The 18507-nt window shown below is 44.6% G+C and carries 19 protein-coding genes and 9 tRNA genes; 24 read left to right on the top strand and 4 right to left on the bottom strand.

Features of this window, described 5'->3' with window-relative positions; translation table 11 throughout:
• The first annotated feature begins 63 nt into the window (after positions 1-63).
• The 13 genes from FNY66_RS13240 (at position 64) to rsmI (ending at position 6848) form a co-directional block, all read left to right on the top strand.
• Positions 64-137, top strand: a tRNA-Asp gene (locus tag FNY66_RS13240).
• A 5-nt stretch (positions 138-142) separates the two neighbouring features.
• Positions 143-215, top strand: a tRNA-Val gene (locus FNY66_RS13235).
• A gap of 13 nt (positions 216-228) precedes the next feature.
• A tRNA-Tyr gene (locus FNY66_RS13230) sits at positions 229-310 on the top strand.
• Positions 311-383: 73 nt separating this feature from the next.
• A tRNA-Thr gene (locus tag FNY66_RS13225) sits at positions 384-456 on the top strand.
• 33 nt (positions 457-489) lie between these two features.
• Positions 490-563, top strand: a tRNA-Met gene (locus tag FNY66_RS13220).
• A 35-nt stretch (positions 564-598) separates the two neighbouring features.
• Positions 599-671, top strand: a tRNA-Phe gene (locus FNY66_RS13215).
• A 62-nt stretch (positions 672-733) separates the two neighbouring features.
• Positions 734-806, top strand: a tRNA-Lys gene (locus FNY66_RS13210).
• A gap of 395 nt (positions 807-1201) precedes the next feature.
• A complete protein-coding gene (locus FNY66_RS13205) occupies positions 1202-2662 on the top strand; it encodes an aminotransferase class I/II-fold pyridoxal phosphate-dependent enzyme (RefSeq protein WP_150311446.1) in 1461 nt (486 codons plus the stop codon).
• On the top strand, positions 2655-3233 hold the full coding sequence (locus tag FNY66_RS13200) for a nucleoside/nucleotide kinase family protein (protein ID WP_087151946.1): 579 nt from the start codon (positions 2655-2657) through the stop codon (positions 3231-3233). The genes FNY66_RS13205 and FNY66_RS13200 overlap by 8 nt, the downstream gene beginning before the upstream one ends.
• A gap of 64 nt (positions 3234-3297) precedes the next feature.
• On the top strand, positions 3298-4293 hold the full coding sequence (gene holB, locus FNY66_RS13195) for a DNA polymerase III subunit delta' (protein ID WP_087151947.1): 996 nt from the start codon (positions 3298-3300) through the stop codon (positions 4291-4293).
• A 4-nt stretch (positions 4294-4297) separates the two neighbouring features.
• Positions 4298-5203, top strand: coding sequence for a PSP1 domain-containing protein (locus FNY66_RS13190; protein WP_087151948.1), 906 nt, complete (start codon positions 4298-4300; stop codon positions 5201-5203).
• Positions 5193-5924 carry a tRNA1(Val) (adenine(37)-N6)-methyltransferase gene (locus FNY66_RS13185; RefSeq protein WP_150311445.1) on the top strand — a complete coding sequence of 244 codons (732 nt, stop codon included), beginning with the start codon at positions 5193-5195 and terminating at the stop codon, positions 5922-5924. The genes FNY66_RS13190 and FNY66_RS13185 overlap by 11 nt, the downstream gene beginning before the upstream one ends.
• A gap of 72 nt (positions 5925-5996) precedes the next feature.
• On the top strand, positions 5997-6848 hold the full coding sequence (gene rsmI / locus FNY66_RS13180) for a 16S rRNA (cytidine(1402)-2'-O)-methyltransferase (protein WP_087151950.1): 852 nt from the start codon (positions 5997-5999) through the stop codon (positions 6846-6848).
• 48 nt (positions 6849-6896) lie between these two features.
• Here the strand turns inward: rsmI and FNY66_RS13175 are convergent, their stop codons facing one another.
• Positions 6897-7550 carry an ABC transporter ATP-binding protein gene (locus FNY66_RS13175; RefSeq protein WP_087151951.1) on the bottom strand — a complete coding sequence of 218 codons (654 nt, stop codon included), beginning with the start codon at positions 7548-7550 and terminating at the stop codon, positions 6897-6899.
• A 92-nt stretch (positions 7551-7642) separates the two neighbouring features.
• A complete protein-coding gene (locus FNY66_RS13170; protein ID WP_087151952.1) occupies positions 7643-8176 on the bottom strand; it encodes a spore maturation protein in 534 nt (177 codons plus the stop codon).
• Positions 8177-8345: 169 nt separating this feature from the next.
• Between FNY66_RS13170 and FNY66_RS13165 the strand changes: the two genes are divergently transcribed.
• The 8 genes from FNY66_RS13165 (at position 8346) to FNY66_RS15545 (ending at position 14168) form a co-directional block, all read left to right on the top strand.
• Positions 8346-10064, top strand: coding sequence for a DUF885 domain-containing protein (locus FNY66_RS13165; RefSeq protein WP_229409527.1), 1719 nt, complete (start codon positions 8346-8348; stop codon positions 10062-10064).
• Position 10065: 1 nt separating this feature from the next.
• Entirely contained in the window at positions 10066-10683 is a 618-nt protein-coding gene (locus FNY66_RS13160; protein WP_150311443.1) for a nucleoside recognition protein, read from the top strand.
• A 129-nt stretch (positions 10684-10812) separates the two neighbouring features.
• Positions 10813-11775, top strand: a complete 963-nt coding sequence (locus tag FNY66_RS13155; RefSeq protein ID WP_150311442.1) for an aldo/keto reductase — start codon at positions 10813-10815, stop codon at positions 11773-11775.
• 86 nt (positions 11776-11861) lie between these two features.
• Positions 11862-11933, top strand: a tRNA-Glu gene (locus FNY66_RS13150).
• A 46-nt stretch (positions 11934-11979) separates the two neighbouring features.
• Positions 11980-12051 (top strand) — tRNA-Cys (locus FNY66_RS13145).
• A gap of 371 nt (positions 12052-12422) precedes the next feature.
• Complete coding sequence (locus FNY66_RS13140; protein ID WP_267872938.1) at positions 12423-13127, top strand: DUF6070 family protein; 705 nt, start codon at positions 12423-12425, stop codon at positions 13125-13127.
• A 276-nt stretch (positions 13128-13403) separates the two neighbouring features.
• Positions 13404-13727 (top strand): hypothetical protein, encoded by a 324-nt coding sequence (locus tag FNY66_RS15850; RefSeq protein WP_229409526.1) that lies wholly within the window; start codon positions 13404-13406, stop codon positions 13725-13727.
• 222 nt (positions 13728-13949) lie between these two features.
• Complete coding sequence (locus FNY66_RS15545; RefSeq protein WP_087152479.1) at positions 13950-14168, top strand: ATP-binding protein; 219 nt, start codon at positions 13950-13952, stop codon at positions 14166-14168.
• Between the two features lie 71 nt (positions 14169-14239).
• On the opposite strand, the gene FNY66_RS15540 is transcribed toward FNY66_RS15545, so the two are convergent.
• The gene (locus FNY66_RS15540; protein ID WP_190324842.1) at positions 14240-14395 is read right to left on the bottom strand and encodes a hypothetical protein; all 156 of its coding nucleotides are present in this window, start codon (positions 14393-14395) and stop codon (positions 14240-14242) included.
• A gap of 62 nt (positions 14396-14457) precedes the next feature.
• Positions 14458-14685 carry a cag pathogenicity island protein gene (locus FNY66_RS13125; RefSeq protein ID WP_150311441.1) on the bottom strand — a complete coding sequence of 76 codons (228 nt, stop codon included), beginning with the start codon at positions 14683-14685 and terminating at the stop codon, positions 14458-14460.
• A gap of 328 nt (positions 14686-15013) precedes the next feature.
• Between FNY66_RS13125 and FNY66_RS13120 the strand changes: the two genes are divergently transcribed.
• From FNY66_RS13120 to FNY66_RS13110, 3 genes are read left to right on the top strand one after another with little or no spacing between them, the layout of a single operon-like run.
• Positions 15014-15718 carry an ABC transporter ATP-binding protein gene (locus FNY66_RS13120; RefSeq protein WP_087152481.1) on the top strand — a complete coding sequence of 235 codons (705 nt, stop codon included), beginning with the start codon at positions 15014-15016 and terminating at the stop codon, positions 15716-15718.
• A gap of 13 nt (positions 15719-15731) precedes the next feature.
• Positions 15732-17939 carry an ABC transporter permease gene (locus FNY66_RS13115; RefSeq protein WP_150311440.1) on the top strand — a complete coding sequence of 736 codons (2208 nt, stop codon included), beginning with the start codon at positions 15732-15734 and terminating at the stop codon, positions 17937-17939.
• Positions 17939-18388 carry a hypothetical protein gene (locus tag FNY66_RS13110; protein WP_150311439.1) on the top strand — a complete coding sequence of 150 codons (450 nt, stop codon included), beginning with the start codon at positions 17939-17941 and terminating at the stop codon, positions 18386-18388. The genes FNY66_RS13115 and FNY66_RS13110 overlap by 1 nt, the downstream gene beginning before the upstream one ends.
• The last annotated feature ends 119 nt before the right edge of the window (positions 18389-18507 follow it).

The raw sequence follows: 18507 nt of genomic DNA, 5'->3' as shown, positions 1-18507 counted from the left end.
AGATGGATGATTGATTCTTTGTATGTAGTTTTCAGGGTATATAATCCCTGAAAATTGAAGAATGGCCCAGTGGCTCAGTTGGTTAGAGCGCCGCCCTGTCACGGCGGAGGTCGAGAGTTCGAGTCTCTTCTGGGTCGTCTGTGGGGTCTTAGCTCAGCTGGGAGAGCATCTGCCTTACAAGCAGAGGGTCACAGGTTCGAGCCCTGTAGGCCCCACTTAAAAAATTATGGATGGATTCCCGAGCGGCCAAAGGGGGCAGACTGTAAATCTGTTGGCAACGCCTTCGAAGGTTCGAATCCTTCTCCATCCACTGATGTTGAGTGATTCAAGAGAGTAGCCGATTTACTAAAACTAAAACGGTTCGAATCCTTTTCATCCAGTGTGCCGATGTGGCTCAATTGGCAGAGCAGCTGATTTGTAATCAGCAGGTTATCGGTTCGAGTCCGATCATCGGCTTTGCCTCAGAGAGGCATAGCAATAATTTAATATCGCGGGGTGGAGCAGTCTGGAAGCTCGTCGGGCTCATAACCCGAAGGTCGCAGGTTCAAATCCTGCTCCCGCAACTTACACGTTGCAATGCTATGTATACGTGTCAAATGCCCAGATAGCTCAGTTGGTAGAGCAGAGGACTGAAAATCCTCGTGTCACTGGTTCGATTCCGGTTCTGGGCATTTTTCTCTGCAAGAAAACAGGTAATATATAATGCATACTGACAGAGAAAACAATTAAATAAGGGCGTGTAGCTCAGGTGGTAGAGCACTTGACTTTTAATCAAGTTGTCCGGGGTTCGAATCCCCGCACGCTCAGTGAAATTAGAAAACCGAGGAAGATGCTTCCCCGGTTATTTTTCTATTTTTCATATATAATGCGCCGGCCGATGCGGCAGCGAAAACTGCGCAGTACGGAACAATTCGCAGGCATCATAGTTGTGGCTTTTGCCCCCAATATCATAAATACAGAGATAAATAAAAAGCCGGGAATTGATTACCGGCTGAGAAAAGAGGAAATGTATATTAAAAAGCACTTTTGCTTTGATGTCTATAATATAACCGTCAAATGTGAGGAATATGTGTTGATTATATAAAAAAGAAGTTAATTTATCGCTTGGAGTTGATTTGGCCAGTTTATAGAAAAAGAAATATTTAGGAAAGTACGAAGAACCAGGACTTCTATACGGCGATTTAACGGGGAAATTCAAACTATGGAATATTTATATGATAAACTGAAAAAACTTGAATATTCGGGCATCTATGGCTTTCATATGCCAGGTCATAAGCGGAATGGATTGCTTACGGGAGTAAAACTGCCCTATGAGATTGATATTACAGAGATTGATGGATTTGATGATCTTCACCATGCTGAGGGAGTACTAAGGGATGCCCAGAAGAGAGCTGCTATGGCTTATCATGCGGATGAGACACACTATCTGATCAATGGGAGCACCGTAGGGCTTCTAAGCGCAGTATTAGGGTGCACACAGAGAGGAAACAGTATACTGATGGCGCGCAACTGCCATAAATCGGTTTATAATGCAGTATTTTTGAATCAACTGAGACCAGTGTATATTTATCCGGAGTTGCTTTCTTCAGGAAGGGAAGCAGAAGCAGATTTGAATGGACCGGTCACGGCAGAGCAGATAGGGGAAGCGCTGCAGAAAAATCCGGATATTGCTGCTGTAGTCATCACGTCGCCTACATATGACGGGATTATTTCCGATGTTCATGCGATTGCGGATTGTGTACATAGATGGAATATTCCTCTGATTTTAGACGAGGCACATGGTGCTCATTTCGGCTTTCATTCATATTTTCCGAAAAACGGGAATGAGATGGGAGCGGACGTGGTAATACACAGCCTGCATAAGACGCTTCCTTCACTTACACAGACTGCCCTTTTACATATGAATGGAAATATTGCGGATCGAGAACGGATACGTATGTATCTTGGAATACTGCAATCCAGTAGTCCCTCATATGTACTTATGGCGTCAATGGATGAATGCATCAGGCTCCTAGAAGAAAAGCGGGAAGAGATATTTAACAGGTATGTAGATATGCTGCAGTCAACTCGGGAACAATTAAAGAGTATGGAGCACTTAAGATTGTGGGAATGCCCGGTTTACGACTATTCAAAATTATTGATATCTACGGATGGAAGTTTAATTACCGAAGAGGAAACAAAAAAATATACAGGAAAACAATTATATAATGATTTAAGAGAAAAATATTTACTTCAGCTTGAAATGGCAGCTCCCAATTACGCAATAGCCATGACTGCTCCCGGAGATACAGCGGTGGGAATGAGCCGATTAATTGCAGCGTTAAATGAAATTGACGGAAAACTTGCAAAAAATAACGAAGATGAATCATACAATTCATTTGACGGCTGTGAGAAGTTGACATCATACATAAATGAGCAGGTATACTCAAGCGGAGAAATGTATAAATTTACAAATAAAGCAAAAAAGATCTACATTCAAGAATCTTCTGGATATATTTCTAAAGAATATGCATATATATATCCGCCGGGAATCCCCCTGATCGTACCGGGGGAAAGAATTTCAGAGGGAACGGTGCGGCAGATTATACAATATCAGCAGACAGGATTTGATATTCAGGGCACTTTGGAAAAAGGAAAGATCGAGGTACTGGATAATGGGTAAGATTTATTATGTAATGGGGAAAAGCTCTTCGGGGAAAGATACAATATACAAGAAGCTGCTGGAAAGATATCCGATGTTTCATACGATAGTTCCCTATACGACCCGGCCTATCCGTGAAGGGGAACAAAACGGAGTTGAATATTACTTTGTAGACGAGAAACGGCTAAATGAAATGCAGGAGACAGGTCAGGTTATAGAGGTACGCTCTTATAATACAAAGTGCGGGATCTGGACATATTTTACTGCAGACGACGGACAGATCGATCTGGAACAGTTTGATTATCTCCTGATCGGCACACTGGTCTCCTATCGGGCGATGAAAAAATATTTCGGAGCTGACGTACTTATACCAATCTATATTGAAGTAGAGGACGGAGAGAGACTGGAACGTGCTCTTGCAAGAGAAAAGAAGCAGGCTGTACCTAAGTATGCGGAAATGTGCAGACGTTTTCTGGCAGACGCCGGGGACTTTTCTGAGGAGAATCTGCAGAGTGCCGGTATTACCCGCAGGTTTGAAAACAGAGACCTTTCGGAATGTTTATCGGATATTCAAAAATATATTGGGCTATAACTTCACTTAATAATGTGTTATACTAAATAAGTAAATTTATGAAAATATACGGCAGGTGAGAAAAATGAGTGGTTTCAAAGATGTGGTCGGCCATAAAAATATAATAAAATATATCCAGAATGCGGTAACGGCAGATGCGGTCTCCCATGCTTATATACTGAACGGTGAGAGAGGATCGGGCAAGAAACTGCTCGCTAATCTGTTCGCGATGAGCATGCAGTGCCAGGATCGTGATGAAGATGGAGATGCATGCGGAAAATGTCAGTCATGCAAGCAGGCTATGAGTGGTAATCAGCCGGATATAATCCGCGTAACTCATGAAAAGCCGAATACAATCAGTGTGGACGACATAAGAGTACAGGTAAATGATGATATCGTGATCCGTCCTTACAGCAGCAAATATAAGGTTTATATCATAGCGGATGCGGACCTGATGACTGTGCAGGCGCAGAATGCCCTTCTTAAGACGATTGAGGAGCCGCCGTCATATGCAGTGATCATGCTGCTTACAGAAAATGCGGAGGCACTCCTTCCGACGATCCGTTCAAGATGCGTTATGATGAAGCTGCGCAATATAAAAGATCAGCTCGTGAAAAAATATCTCATGGAACAGCTGGAGGTGCCGGATTATAAAGCAGATGTATGCGTAGCGTTTGCTCAAGGAAACATGGGAAAAGCCATTATGCTGGCACATTCCGAGTATTTTAATGAGATCAAAGAAGAGGCTGTCCACCTGCTCAGGAACATAGATGAGATGACGGTTCCTGAGCTCACAGAAGCAGTGAAACGGTGCATGACCTATAAGCTTGAGATCAACGACTATCTTGATATTATTGCAATCTGGTACAGGGATGTACTTATTTATAAGGCGACAAAGAGCGTAGACAGAGTTGTATTTTCTGATCAGATGAAATATATCAAAGAGCGGGCAAGAAAAAGCTCTTATGAGGGAATCGAGAACATACTCGATGCGCTGGAAAAAGCAAAAGCGAGATTGAAAGCCAATGTTAATTTTGAACTGGTGATGGAGCTGCTTTTACTGACGGTAAAGGAGAATTGACAGAATGACAAAAGTAATAGGAGTCAGATTCCGGACAGCGGGGAAAATTTACTTCTTTGCACCGGGAAAATTTCAGATAAAACGCGGGGATAATGTAATTGTTGAGACTGCGCGCGGCATCGAATTCGGACGTGTTGTGAGCGGACCAAAAGAGGTAAATGATGAGGATGTCGTGCAGCCGTTGAAATCCGTGATCCGGATGGCGTCTGATCAGGACCGCAAGACAGTTGAAAAAAATAAGCAGAAAGAAAAAGAGGCATTTAAAATATGTCTTGAAAAGATCCGCAAACACAATTTGGAAATGAAACTGATTGATGTTGAGTACACTTTTGATGGTAATAAGATATTATTTTATTTCACAGCGGATGGAAGAATTGATTTCCGTGAGCTCGTAAAAGATCTTGCGGCTGTATTCAGGACCAGAATCGAACTTCGGCAGATCGGGGTGCGCGATGAGACAAAAATCCGCGGCGGCATTGGAATCTGCGGTCGTCCGTTGTGCTGCAGCACATATCTTACAGAGTTTTCTGCAGTTTCTATCAAGATGGCTAAAGAGCAGAATCTATCGCTTAATCCGACTAAAATATCGGGCGTTTGCGGAAGACTTATGTGCTGCCTTACAAATGAAGAAGAGACATACGAAATGCTGAACAGTCAGCTTCCATCAGTCGGTGATACAGTTACAACAAAGGAAGGTCTGACAGGGACGGTACAGTCTCTGAGTGTCCTGCGCAAACTGGTGAAAGTTGTAGTGAATCTGGAAAATGACGAGAAAGAGATCAGGGAATACCTGGCAGAGGAATTAAAATTTAAACCGCGAAAGAAGAAGAAAAAAATCTCCAAAGAAGAGATGAAGAAACTGGCGGTACTTGAAAAAGGACAAGGAGCGTCAAAGTTAGATGACAAATAACAGGAGAGCGGAACTGTTAAAGCCCGGTGAACGTCTGGACGATCTGCAGATCGGCGGTCTTGAGCTGATCCAGAATCCGGCGGGATTCTGTTTTGGAGTGGATGCTGTCTTTCTGTCGGATTTCGTAAAGGTAAAACCCGGAGAGACTGTACTTGATATGGGAACAGGAAACGGGATTATCCCGATCCTGTTGTCTGCCAAAACACAAGGTGAGAAATTTACCGGACTGGAGATCCAGCCAGACACGGCAGACATGGCAAGACGCAGTGTTGTCTATAATCATCTGGAAGAGAAGATTGAAATTGTGACCGGAGACATCAAAGAGGCGGCAGAGATATTCAGGCCGGCCTTTTTTGATGTGATCACGACAAATCCGCCTTACATGCTTTCAGAGCACGGCATGCGCAATCCGGATGATGCAAAAGCCATTGCACGGCATGAGGTGCTGTGTACTTTGGACGATATTTTGCGGGAGAGTATGCGGCTTCTGCAGGATAAAGGACGGTTTTACATGATACACAGACCGTTTCGTCTGACAGAGATCATGATCAAGATGAATTATTATAAGATAGAACCCAAGCGGATACGGTTTATTCATCCGTATATAGATAAGGAGCCGGTTTTGGTTTTGATCGAAGGAGTGAGAGGGGCCAGGCCCAGAGTAACTGTGGAGCCTCCGATCATAATATACGGCGGGGAAGGCAGCCGGCAGAAGGACTGATACCGGGGCCGCCGGGCACGGGTGAGACAAACATTTCATACGAGAAAAGTAAGTTTAGAAGAGGAGAGAAGAATGGCTGGAACTTTATACCTGTGTGCGACTCCGATCGGCAATCTTGAGGATATGACATTTCGGGCTGTGCGTATACTGCAGGAAGTTGATCTGATCGCGGCGGAAGATACGCGCAACAGCGTGAAGCTTCTGAATCATTTTGATATCCATACGCCCATGACCAGTTACCACGAATATAATAAATATGACAAGGGGAAAAAACTGGTTGAAAAGTTGCTCGAGGGAAGTGATATTGCGCTGATCACTGATGCAGGAACACCGGGGATATCAGATCCGGGCGAGGAGCTTGTATATATGTGCCATGAGGCAGGGATATGTGTGACGGCTGTTCCCGGCCCGGCCGCATGTGTCACTGCACTTACAATATCCGGTCTGCCGACAAGAAGATTTGCATTTGAGGCCTTTCTTCCGTCGGATAAAAAAGAGAGGGAGTATGTACTCCAGTCTCTGGAAAGAGAGATGAGGACAATCGTATTATATGAGGCGCCTCACAGGCTGACAAAGACATTGAAACTGCTGGAAGACAGGCTGGGAGGAGAGCGCAGTGTGAGTGTCTGCCGGGAACTGACGAAGCGCCATGAGACTGTTTATCGTGCCACTCTTTCGGAAGCGGCTGAATACTATGAGAGTCACGAGCCAAAAGGAGAGTGTGTGATTGTCGTAGAGGGGATGAGCCGTGAGACGGCTGAGCGGGAAGAAAAAGAAAAATGGTCGGATATGAGCATTGAAGACCATGTGGGATATTATTTGTCCCAGGGGTTAGAGAGAAAAGAAGCTATGAAGAGAACAGCGAAAGACCGAGGCGTCTCTAAACGAGATGTATATAGCTATCTTGAGAAACTTAAAAATTGATTTAAAAACGAATTGAGTGGCAAAAAGAGGAAAAATAACAGACATCAGTTATCTGATGTCTGTTATTTTTCCGTCTTTCATAAATATGACTTTTTTATTTAAGCTCACAGCTTCTTGATAATCATTTGTTACATAGAGGACAGTAATATGCATCTCCTCGTTTATCTTAAGAATGTCACCAAGCATCTCCATACGTCTTGCATCATCCTGGCGGGCAAAGTCTTCATCAACCAGCAGAACCTTCGGCTGGCAGACGACAGCCCGTCCGAGAGCTACTCTCTGCTTGTCCGTCTCTGAGAGAGCGCGGATCTTCTTGTTCAGGATATTGCTGATTCCGAAGAAGTCTGCAGCAGACTTTACACGGCTGTCGATTACTGTACGCGGAAGGTCTCTGAGCCGCAGTCCCAGTGCCATATTGTCATATGCGTTAAAATGACGGTACAGAGTATAATTCTGAAATGCCATTGCAAGACGACGGTCTCGGGGAAGGATATCATTGAGAAGATCCTTTCCAAGCCATATTTCACCGGAAGTGATGTCCTCCAGGCCGCCGATCATCCGCAGGATTGTTGATTTACCGCATCCGCTCGGTCCGTGGAAGACAACAAATTCTCCGTCCTCTATATGAAGGCTGACGTCATTTACGGAGACGAATCCGTTTGGGTAGGTTTTAGTCAGATGCTTTAATGTCACACTTGCCATAAAGAAACCTCCACATCTTTTTTTCTTTGTAACGCAGAAAAACAGCGTATTATGTTAGGCTATACGGATATTTTAGCACAAAGACCGGTCTCCTACAATCCCAACATAAGATCCGCAAGGACAACGCTCGCCGCAAGCCCGGCGAAAGTAGCCAGCAGCGCACCTGCCAGAGTGTATCGGGAGTGCCGGACTTTGGCTGTCATGAAATAGACGCTCATTGTATAAAAAATCGTTTCTGTACAGCACAGTGAGATTGAAGCGATCAGTCCGATCCGGGAATCTGTTCCGAACTCTTTAAAAATATCCAGTAAAAGCCCGGTAGCTGCGGAAGAAGAGAACATCTTTACCACGGTAAGCGGAACAAGTTCCCCCGGAAAGCCTATCAAACCGGAAAACTGTCCGATCGCATCAGAAATAAGATCCAGGAATCCGGAAGCGCGCAGAATGCCGACTGCGGCCATCAGTCCGATCAGTGTGGGCATCAGACGGATCACGGTAAGGAATCCGCTTTTGGCTCCCTTGATAAAGGTTTCATATACATTGATCCCTTTTAAAATTCCGTAGACGACAATACTCAGAATGATAAATGGAATAATGTAATCGGAAATATAAATAAAAATATTCATGGAATCCTCCCGGAGATATTTACGCTCTGTTTATCTATATGCACCTCTCCTGTGGAATATCGCGGTATGGCATATCATAAGATGCATTAAAGACATTTCGGCAGGAGTTCCTATGCTGCACACTGTTTTTTTTCACATAAAATCCATTTATACATATCAAAAGAAATACATGAATTTACTTATGGCGGCCGGAATCTTGGGCGGCGCTGTTCTGTTGTGTGCCTGCGGAGCGAGGGAACAGAAAGATCAAAACGCAGAATTTGAAGCCTATACAGAAGAACTGTTCTGCAGTGAAGTATCGTCAAATACCATTAATCTTCATTACACATTGAAGAATCCCGAAGATTATGGAATTACTGAGGATGCAGCTGTTTTGGGGAGCTTCGAGACTGATGCGGATATGGTGAAGGCTTCAGTGGAAAATATGCGGCGGTCACTTGAGAATTTTTCATATGATGAGCTGGATCTTCAGAACAAAATTACGTTTGACATTCTGGATTATCAGATAAAGGCGGCGGATCAAAGTGCAGATTTTATTTTGTATGAAGAACCCCTTGGACTGGTGAGCGGAGTACAGACGCAGTTCCCTGTCGTATTATCGGAATATCAGTTTTATGACCGTCAGGATGTAGAGACATATCTTGCACTTCTGGAAATGACAGGGGAATATTTTGACAGTCTGATCAAATTTGAGCGGGAGAAAGCCTCTGCGGGATTATTTATGGCGGATTATGCCTTAGATACTGTTATTGAGCAGTGCCAGGCTTTTTTAGATATGGGAGATGGAAATTATCTCTATTCAACGTTTGCAAATCGCATCAAAGATGTAAATGAGTTGACAGAAGAAGAAAAAAGTGACTATATTCAGGATAATGCTCTTGCGGTCAGCGACTGTATATTTCCGGCATACGAAAAATTGATTTCTGATCTGGAACAGTTACGAGGGAGCGGTAAGAATGAGAAAGGGCTTTCTTATCTGCCGGAGGGAATTGATTACTATGAACTGGTTGTCCGGCAGTCAACCGGTTCCGAGCGGTCAGTAGAAGAAATGGAAGACCTCACGCGCCGCCAGATAACGGATGACCTTGAAGCAATGGAAAAAGTTTTGGGAATCACCACAGAAGAGGCGCAGGAGGCAGCGGCAGCCATAGCGCAGACTTCAGCAGAGCTGATACTTACCCGTCTTCAGGAAGGGATAAGCGGAACATTTCCCGAGGCACCTGATACAGTACTGGAAGTCAAATATGTGCCGGAAGAGATGGAAGATCATTTAAGCCCGGCTTTTTATATGATTCCTGCGATCGATAATACGGAGCAAAATGTAATCTATATAAACCAGGCGCACATGAGTGATGACCTGACGTTGTTTACGACGCTTGCCCATGAAGGATATCCCGGTCACCTGTACCAGACTGTTTACTACGAGAGTACAGATCCGGATCCGATCCGGAGCATAATGGACTTCGGAGGTTATGTAGAAGGCTGGGCTACCTATGCGGAGATGGGCAGTTACTATCTGACACCTTTATCAAAAGAACAGGCTACATTGCTCCAGAAGAACAGCTCGATCATACTGGGGCTCTACGCGCTGGCTGATATGGGAATCCACTATGATGGGTGGAGCAGGATGGATACAGTGGCATTTTTCAGTAATTACGGAATTACGGATGCTGAGACAGTGGAGCGGATTTATGAGCTCATCATAGGATCTCCGGGAAATTATCTGAAATACTACATCGGATATGTGGAATTTCTGGAGCTGAAGAAGGCATGGGCAGAAGAAAAGGGAGAGGCATTTTCACAGAAAGAGTTTCATGAGGCTGTCCTGGAAGTAGGACCGGCGCCTTTTGAAATCGTAGAAGAATATATGTGGGAGATGGGTGAGTAATATGCTGAATTACCTGTGGGCCGGGATGATCCTTGCAGGGATCGTGTTCGGGGCTTTTAACGGAAGAATGCAGGACATCACGACCGCTGCTCTGGATTCCTCGAAAGAAGCAGTGACATTGTGTATCACGATGATCGGAGTAATGGCGTTCTGGACCGGTATTATGGAGATCGCTTCTCGTGCCGGGATCATACAGATGGCGGCGCGAAAGTTGAGACCGCTGCTTAGATTTCTTTTTCCGAATCTTCCGGAAAGGCATAAGGCAGAAGAACATATATCTACGAATTTCATCGCAAATTTTCTGGGGCTTGGCTGGGCGGCAACGCCCGCCGGCCTGAGGGCAATGGAAGAGCTTAGTAAACTTGAAGAATGCAGGAGAAATAATAAAGTTTTAAACCTGGCGAGGCACAGAGGTGTGGCCAGTAATGAAATGTGCACATTCCTGATTATAAATATCTCGTCGCTGCAGCTCATTCCTGTTAATGTGATCGCATACAGAAGCCAGTACGGGAGTGTAAATCCAGCCGGAATCGTAGGTGCTGGGATAGTGGCTACAGCGGTAAGCACAGGTGTGGCAGTGATATTCTGCAAGATAATGGACCGGAGAGAAAAAGTGTAACAGTTCAACCCGCCCATCCCTGATGGCAGAACTATTACAAAAAAGTACCCGCAATCGGAAGAATTTGCTGTAGTCGTTATTTGTATTGTAATGATACAATAGTCTAAACAGAAGATGGAGGTAAGGAGAATGAAAACGAAAATCACAATTCCCGATACAGATATTACAATACATCCTCTGGGACTTGGAACTGTCAATGCGGGACTGGCATGGGATGAGAGAGAAACCGGCAGGATAATTGACACATTTCTTGATATGGGAGGAAACCTGCTCGACACGGCCCATGTCTATTCTGACTGGGTAAAGCCGGAGAGGGCAAGAAGCGAGAGAGTGATCGGTGACTGGCTGAAGCGCAGTGGCAGGCGCAATCAGATCGTGCTTGCCACAAAGGGAGGCCATCCGGATATGACGGCTGCGAATCCGGACACGCACATCAGCAGGATGAAGCGGGAAGACATGATCAATGATCTGGAAGGATCACTCAGACAGCTCGGGACAGACTGGATCGATATTTATTTTTACCACAGGGACGATATATCCCAGCCAGTAGAAGAGCTTATCGAGGTGATGGAGAAGTTCTGCCGGGAGGGAAAGATACGTTATTACGCCTGCTCTAACTGGACAACCTCCAGAATGAAAGCCGCTGACGCATACTGCCGGGAGCAAGGATACAGAGGCTTTATAGCAAACCAGGCTTTGCTGAATCTGGGATATAGATATATGAATCCTCTTGACGATGACACGCTTGTATATGCGGATGAAGAGATGCAGCAATACCACAGAGAAATGAAGGGGAATCTTCTCATGCCGTATATGGGAGTGTGCAGTGGTTTCTTCCATAAATATATTGCAAAAGGATTGGTCGCGGTCGAGGATAGTGCGTACTGTACTGAAGGAAACATAAAGATGGCGGAGAGAGTAAAAGACCTCTGTGAAAAATATCATGCGACAGTGTCCCAGGTAGTATTGGGATTTTTCGGGCAGCAGGACTTTGATTGCGCGCCACTGTACGGCCCTAAAAATGCAGAGCAGATCGATGAAGCGATGAAGGCGTTCGAAATCCCGTTTTGTAAGGCGGATTATGAGTTATAGCAGAATTATTGAAAAAAGTGCTTGCAATTATAAACTCTATGTGTTAATATAAACAACGGTCACCGCATAAGCAGTGACTGTTTTATGGCCCCGTGGTCAAGCGGTTAAGACATCGCCCTTTCACGGCGGTAACACGGGTTCGATTCCCGTCGGGGTCATTAGCACATAAGCAAACAAAATGACGTCGCTGAGTGCTCATAGTAAGGCGCAGTAGCCAAGTGGTAAGGCGTGGGTCTGCAACACCCTGATTCACCGGTTCAAATCCGGTCTGCGCCTCTCAAATAGCCCGAAAAGTCAATGCTTTTCGGGTTATTTTTATTTTTTCGAGACTTGTAAAAAATAAGATGGCAGACGAATACTTGACAAATAAATATTACAGACGTAATCTTATACCATAATATATTTTGGAAGCAGTTAAAATAAATGTGGAAACACCAATCCTTATGATCAGCATGGTGGAAAATGTAAAAGACATGGGAGGCAGCGGTTATGTTGTATCAAAAGATAAGGCGGTTCTGAATCAATATTTTCCCGAGTAGAGGAAAAAGTGTAGTGCTATTATCTTTAGCCATGTTGGTGTTAAGTGTTGGGTGTAAACAGAACAAAGATGAAGAAACAGAAGAAGACAAAACAGAACAGGGGGATTTATACACTCTTGGAAGTATACAGAAAAAGGATACTTTTTTATCGAGGAATATCATCCGCCGGGATATGACGGTGCTCCGGGAGAACTTGCATTTCGGGTAAAACCGCTTGACCAGACCTGCCGGGAATTAAACAGGAAATATGTATATCCTGTAGGATATGAGAGGAATAAGTTATTAATTACGGACTGGGATGAGCAAGATTATTCGGAATTGGATTTTTATGATCTGTATGAAAGGCTATATTATATAAAATATGGAACTTATGTGCCATATGAAGCCAATGAGGGGGCTGAGTATGAGATACCAGAGCAGGATTTTGAAGAAGTGATTCAGAGCTATTTTCAGATTGAGAGAGAACAGATTGCAGCAAATACAGCGTATGAGCCACACGAGAGAGCATACCGGTACAGGCCAAGAGGATTTAAAGATGCAGAACTGCCTTTTGGACCATATCCGGAAGTTATATCATATGAAGAACAGGAAGATGGAACAATTCGACTTTTTATAGAGGCGGTATGGGAACGGAAAATGACGGACCATGCTGTTACAAGTGAATTGGTCGTGCGCCCACTTGAAGATGGCAGTTTTCAGTATGTTTCAAATCAGGTTACGGGATGGGATAACACTCTGGAAATACTATGGTATACACCCCGTCTGACGGATGAAGAATGGCAGTATTATTACGCTGATATCCAGAACGGGTAGCGTAGTGTGGAAGAAACCGGACATTTTGACAGCGGAGTTTTGATCATGGCTGTGTAATAATTAAAAAGGAGTAACTAGGCTGTACATCAAATGAGCCTACAAAAGAAGAGGTTTTTAAAAACTATGACAAAGAGATAAGCCTGACAAAAATAACCTTAAATTTTGCATGGAAAGATGATGTGCTAAATGAACTTGATACCTTTTCACCTTATTTATCGGTGGTTTCCAAATGGGGTTCTGCACCAATTCGAAATGTGCAGTGCAGCGCAGTAAATAGTGGGCGTTGTTATGCTTTGTGGAAGTATTATATTTCAAAAAAGGAATATTTTGATCGTAATAATATTTATAGTTGTCATAAGTATTTCAGTATTTGTCGTTATAATTCCTCTTGCAAATAATCACTATGCAAAACAGGTTGAGAAAGAATTACGAAAAACACCTTTGCCGGAAAAAACAAAGATTATCGATTCTGTTTCGCGGGCAGGAAAATTAGTCGGCAATGGAAATGGCATGCAATATTTTGGAGCAATTTTGTTGAAAAGTAAACTATCATTAAATAACTTGGAAGATTATTATTCTGCTTATCAGAAAAATGAATGACCATATGTAGTTGAGCCGCAAAAGAATCAGATCATTGAAGTGGTAGAGCATAGCATGATAAGTTTTTCGGAAAAAGTTGGCGATAATGGATACTATATTGTTTATTCATGGGGAGATGGACCGGATTTATTAGAAGAACTTGATTTTCGTGGACATTAAGTTGCGAAAGAATAGCAGATGTACAGAAGAAAGAACTTTGTAGAGAAAACGGAGGGTATAACTATGAAAACAGTTTACAGAATCTGCGGAAAGATCGCTCTGCTTTGTTATCTGATCCTTTTATATCAGACCTGGCATTTGTGCCGGTACGGCGGGGTGAGACACCACTTTATGATACTTCTGCCTGTGGGGGCAGAGAAATACGGGGGAACCTGTACGACAAGGCAGGAAGACGGCAAGTTTACATTAAAGATATTACTTCCGGTGATAAAGAAATCGTAAAGTGAGGCGGCGGCAGGACCGCCCCTCTGTCAGGATCATAGAGTCGGGAAAATACCCGGCTCTGTTTAACGTTAGTCTTCGAGATACTGTTGGATATGTTCGAGAACCCGCTCAATCTTTTTGTCTTTCTGTGCTGCATCGGAGGATTCTTTCGCTTCCACCAGATCATCTTTAATAAAGTTCATGAGTAATTTTAATTCTTTTTCGCTGATTCCCATTTCATCCATGATATACTCCTTTCTCCACCTGCCTGGTTATTAAGCTGCTCAAATTTTGCAGCTTAATAGAATTATTTCATATAGTGCGCTATATGTCGATTATCATCTTTGGAATTCAGGATATCGTCTGTTTTTTCATTTAAAGCATCAAGGTAAAACTGTCTCATACTCGGATATCCTGCTTTGCGTGCCGCAGCTTCATATCTTGTAAATTCGTCTGGTTTGACGCGAAAACGGATTTCTTTCAGCTTCTCGAGATACTTCATGATCCGCTGTTTTGACTTTTCATCATATGGCATATTCTGTCACCTCTTAAAACAGAGCAATAAGAACGCTCCAAATCATATTTTGTACAATTATTGTAACATAAAATAAATTAGTGCGCTATACGATATGTTTGACAGAAAAATAAGAAATTGTATAATAGGATCAGAGGCGGCAAAGATGCCCCTCTGTCAGGATCACAGAGTCGGGAAAATACCCGGCTCTTTTAAATTTCGCACCCTGAATATTAGTTTTTGCAGTTCCCATTGAAGAATTCTCCGGTTTCAATAAGATGTATGTCAGAAGATATTCCCGCAAGGGTATTTTAAGAACACAGCGTAACAGGTGAAAGGAGACTCAGACATGGCAATCTTAACTGCATCACATCTGAAAAAATATTATGGAAAGGATGAGAGTCTTGTAAAGGCTCTGGACGACGTGAATGTCTCCATCGAAGAGGGACAGTTTGCAGCCGTTATCGGTACATCGGGCAGCGGTAAATCCACACTTCTCAATATGCTGGGCGGTCTGGATGTTCCCACTTCCGGAAGTGTACAGATCGAGGGAAATAAACTCGAGGAAATGAGTGAAGAGCAGCTCACTGTATTCCGCAGGAAAAGGATCGGATTTATCTTCCAGAATTACAACCTCATCCCTTATCTCACAGCTTATGAAAATATCGTGCTCCCGGTGCGGCTGGACGGAAAGAAAGAAGATAAGAAGTTCTTAAAGGAAATCGTAAATTTTCTGGAACTGGACGGAAAGCTATCCAACTATCCGAGCCATCTCTCCGGCGGGCAGCAGCAGAGAGTCGCAATCGCAAGGGCGCTTATCACAAAACCGGCGCTCCTGTTGTGCGATGAGCCCACAGGAAATCTGGACAGCCGGACCAGTGACAAGGTTATCGATCTTCTCAAGATGACCAGTGAGAAATTCCACCAGACGATCGTAATGATCACCCATAACCCGGAGATCGCGCAGAAAGCTGACCGGCGGATCCGCATCGAGGACGGGCGGATCCAGAGCGACGAAACCGTATATGAAACAGACAGCAGGGTAACGGCGTAAGGAGGAATTTGAGATGAGTGGAAAGAAAACGGCGAAACATATGATTGCGCTCATGTCAAGACAGAGCCTTAAGACGGGCAGGATGCGCAATATTTTCGTGAGCATCACGATCGTACTGGCGGCAGCGCTGCTGACGGCGATCCTGATGTTTGTACAGGGACAGCGGACAGAGACTGCGCGGGAACTTTTCCATGCCCAGCAGGTGGGCTACTACAATCTGACTGATGATCAGGTGCAGGCACTTGCGTCAGATGAGCGGATCGCATATCAGATTCGGGTGAAGACAGGAGTCCTCTCTGATATGGACGGTTTCTCCGCGATGCCCTATTATGTGAGCGAAATGTCAGATGAGATCCGGATAGGGGAGCTGACTGAGGGGACTCTGCCGGAAAAGGAAAATGAGGCGGCCGTGCAGGGAGCCATGCTCGAGCGTATGGGGATTGAGCCGAAAGTGGGCAGCAGTGTGACACTTGATTTCTATGACGGAACTGAGGAGACATTTACCGTATCCGGTATCCTTGCAGGAGGCGATGGGGCAAAGCAGTTTTCTGTTTTCTTCTCTGAGGAGTACGCCGAAAATGGCAGCCAGCAGATCCTGCTCTGTGTCCTGGTGATCTATGGTGTATTCTATCTGTCAGTCATCGGCAGGATCCATCAGTTCGGCCAGCTCCGCACGATCGGCATGACAAAGAAGCAGTTGAAGAAGTTTGTCTCAAGAGAAGGACGGCTTCTGTTTTTAAGATCTGTTCTCATCGGCATTGTCATCGGCGGCGTGGCAGGATATTTTATGAAACCACGCGGATTCAGTATACTGAATACATTGATCATAGCGGCAGCAGTATTTGTGATCATTTATATTATTACGATGCTGTCTGTGCATAAACCTGCAAAGATAGCAGGAAACGTGTCTCCCATGGAAGCGCTCCGTTATGTGCCCCAGGACGGCATGAAGCAGACTTCCGGCAGAAAACAGTGCCGCGATCTTACCCCTGCAGGGCTTGGTATTATGAATTTCTCCAGAAACAGGAAAAAGGCAGCCATCACCATGCTCTCCCTCGGGCTTGGCGGTATCCTTTTTATGACGGCAGCCACTTATATGTCATCTTTCAGCAAGGAGAGCTATGCGAGACAGGGAGACTTTCAGGAGTCAGAGTTTATCATAAGCTATTCTCCGTCTGCCGTAGAATTGAATGAAAACGGGCTGAGCGGAATGCAGGCAGGGTCACCACTTGGAGATGAGATGATCGGAGAGATTGCGTCCATTGACGGTGTGGAGCAGATAACCGAACGCAAAGGTTTCGGCGTGCAGTATGATTTCCCGCAGCATGATGAATATGGAAATAATGATATTATTTATCCGCTTACGGAAGAGGAACTGCAGGGGATTGGCTCCTATCTGGAAGAGGGAACCGCTGATATGGAGGCTCTGTTGAGTGGCAATCAGGTACTTGTGGCAGAAAATGATATTGTAGAAGAAATCTACGGATGGAGATTTCAGGTGGGAGATACAGTGACGCTGCACTATTATGACGGCAGCGGCATGAGAGAAAAGGAAGTGGAGATCGCGGGAATGCTCAACGACGCATTTAACCGGGATCACAACGGGATCGAAGGATGGTTTGTCATGCCGGAGCAGGCAGTGCTTCGCTGGATATCTTATGACAGTATCAACAGCAGCCTCCTTATCAGTACAGATCCTGTAAAAGAGACTGAAGTGGGAGAGAGTCTGGAACAGATCGTCGGAGACAGATCGGAGCTTACAATGGAAACGCTGGCTGAACGCCGTATCGCATACGAACAGAGTGCGGATCAGATATTCGGAGCCATCAGCGGGCTTGCCATATTTATCATGATGTTCAGTATCCTCAGTATGATGAATACGCTCATTACAAATATCGTGACCCGCAAGCAGGAGCTTGCCATGCTGGAGTCTATCGGCATGAGTAAAGGACAGATCCGGAAGATGCTTCTGGGAGAGAGCCTGCTTCTTGTGGGTGTGACTGTGGGAGTGACCATGACCATCGGAACACTGTGCGGCTATATCCTGTGCCGTATGCTCCGGGGAATAGGCGCTGTCTATATGCAGTTCAGATTCCCGTTTGAATTTGCACTTGGATATGTAGTGGTGCTGATTCTCGTGCCGCTCCTTATTACAATTGTTTCCATGAAAAGCTTTGCCAGAGAAGCGCTGGTGGAGCGCCTGAGAGGGATGGAGTGCTGATGAGCGGCTGTAAAATACCGGAAGGTAAAAATGAAGAGAACTGTTATCGGATATGGATTACCGGAGAATGTGATTTCCTTATCGTATCCCCGGATATGATAGCTGTTCTGATCGCAAAAATGCGCAGATCCGATACTAGGGAAATGACCGTTCCGTCGGAAGAGGTACTTCCGCCGGAATATGCTGAATACCTGACAAGAGTCATGGAGGCAAACGAGGACGGTAAAAATATCTATGACATGGCGGTGGAACAGTTCAGATATCTTGAAGTAGAACAGAGTTCGTGCTTTGAAAAAGTCAACGTTACAGGGGAAAAAAAGACTCAGTTTGATTTGGAGGCGGGAGAAAAATTCTATATGCTTGTCAGGAATGCAGAGAGTCGGTTCCGGTATGTGTTTTGTGATGAAGATGGGGCGGAAGTCAGCGTACTGCTGGAATATATAAAGTGAAAAAGGGATTTGCTATTTTGCGGCAGGCATTGGGGTATATGCGGTTAATATGCTACGCGAAATTTACAAGAGGAGTATAACATCAAAGAAAGAAGAAGCGAAAGTTTATCCGAGAATGT

The organism is Mediterraneibacter catenae, from assembly GCF_008691045.1.
Lineage (GTDB): Bacteria > Bacillota > Clostridia > Lachnospirales > Lachnospiraceae > Mediterraneibacter > Mediterraneibacter ornithocaccae.
This window is presented reverse-complemented; position numbering and strand designations above follow the sequence as displayed.

Coding starts and splice junctions, on each gene's coding strand:
- FNY66_RS13205 (WP_150311446.1), top strand. CDS start 1,202: ATGGAATATTTATATGATAAACTGAAAAAACTTGAATATTCGGGCATC.
- FNY66_RS13200 (WP_087151946.1), top strand. CDS start 2,655: ATGGGTAAGATTTATTATGTAATGGGGAAAAGCTCTTCGGGGAAAGAT.
- holB (WP_087151947.1), top strand. CDS start 3,298: ATGAGTGGTTTCAAAGATGTGGTCGGCCATAAAAATATAATAAAATAT.
- FNY66_RS13190 (WP_087151948.1), top strand. CDS start 4,298: ATGACAAAAGTAATAGGAGTCAGATTCCGGACAGCGGGGAAAATTTAC.
- FNY66_RS13185 (WP_150311445.1), top strand. CDS start 5,193: ATGACAAATAACAGGAGAGCGGAACTGTTAAAGCCCGGTGAACGTCTG.
- rsmI (WP_087151950.1), top strand. CDS start 5,997: ATGGCTGGAACTTTATACCTGTGTGCGACTCCGATCGGCAATCTTGAG.
- FNY66_RS13175 (WP_087151951.1), bottom strand. CDS start 7,550: ATGGCAAGTGTGACATTAAAGCATCTGACTAAAACCTACCCAAACGGA.
- FNY66_RS13170 (WP_087151952.1), bottom strand. CDS start 8,176: ATGAATATTTTTATTTATATTTCCGATTACATTATTCCATTTATCATT.
- FNY66_RS13165 (WP_229409527.1), top strand. CDS start 8,346: ATGAATTTACTTATGGCGGCCGGAATCTTGGGCGGCGCTGTTCTGTTG.
- FNY66_RS13160 (WP_150311443.1), top strand. CDS start 10,066: ATGCTGAATTACCTGTGGGCCGGGATGATCCTTGCAGGGATCGTGTTC.
- FNY66_RS13155 (WP_150311442.1), top strand. CDS start 10,813: ATGAAAACGAAAATCACAATTCCCGATACAGATATTACAATACATCCT.
- FNY66_RS15545 (WP_087152479.1), top strand. CDS start 13,950: ATGAAAACAGTTTACAGAATCTGCGGAAAGATCGCTCTGCTTTGTTAT.
- FNY66_RS15540 (WP_190324842.1), bottom strand. CDS start 14,395: ATGGATGAAATGGGAATCAGCGAAAAAGAATTAAAATTACTCATGAAC.
- FNY66_RS13125 (WP_150311441.1), bottom strand. CDS start 14,685: ATGCCATATGATGAAAAGTCAAAACAGCGGATCATGAAGTATCTCGAG.
- FNY66_RS13120 (WP_087152481.1), top strand. CDS start 15,014: ATGGCAATCTTAACTGCATCACATCTGAAAAAATATTATGGAAAGGAT.
- FNY66_RS13115 (WP_150311440.1), top strand. CDS start 15,732: ATGAGTGGAAAGAAAACGGCGAAACATATGATTGCGCTCATGTCAAGA.
- FNY66_RS13110 (WP_150311439.1), top strand. CDS start 17,939: ATGAGCGGCTGTAAAATACCGGAAGGTAAAAATGAAGAGAACTGTTAT.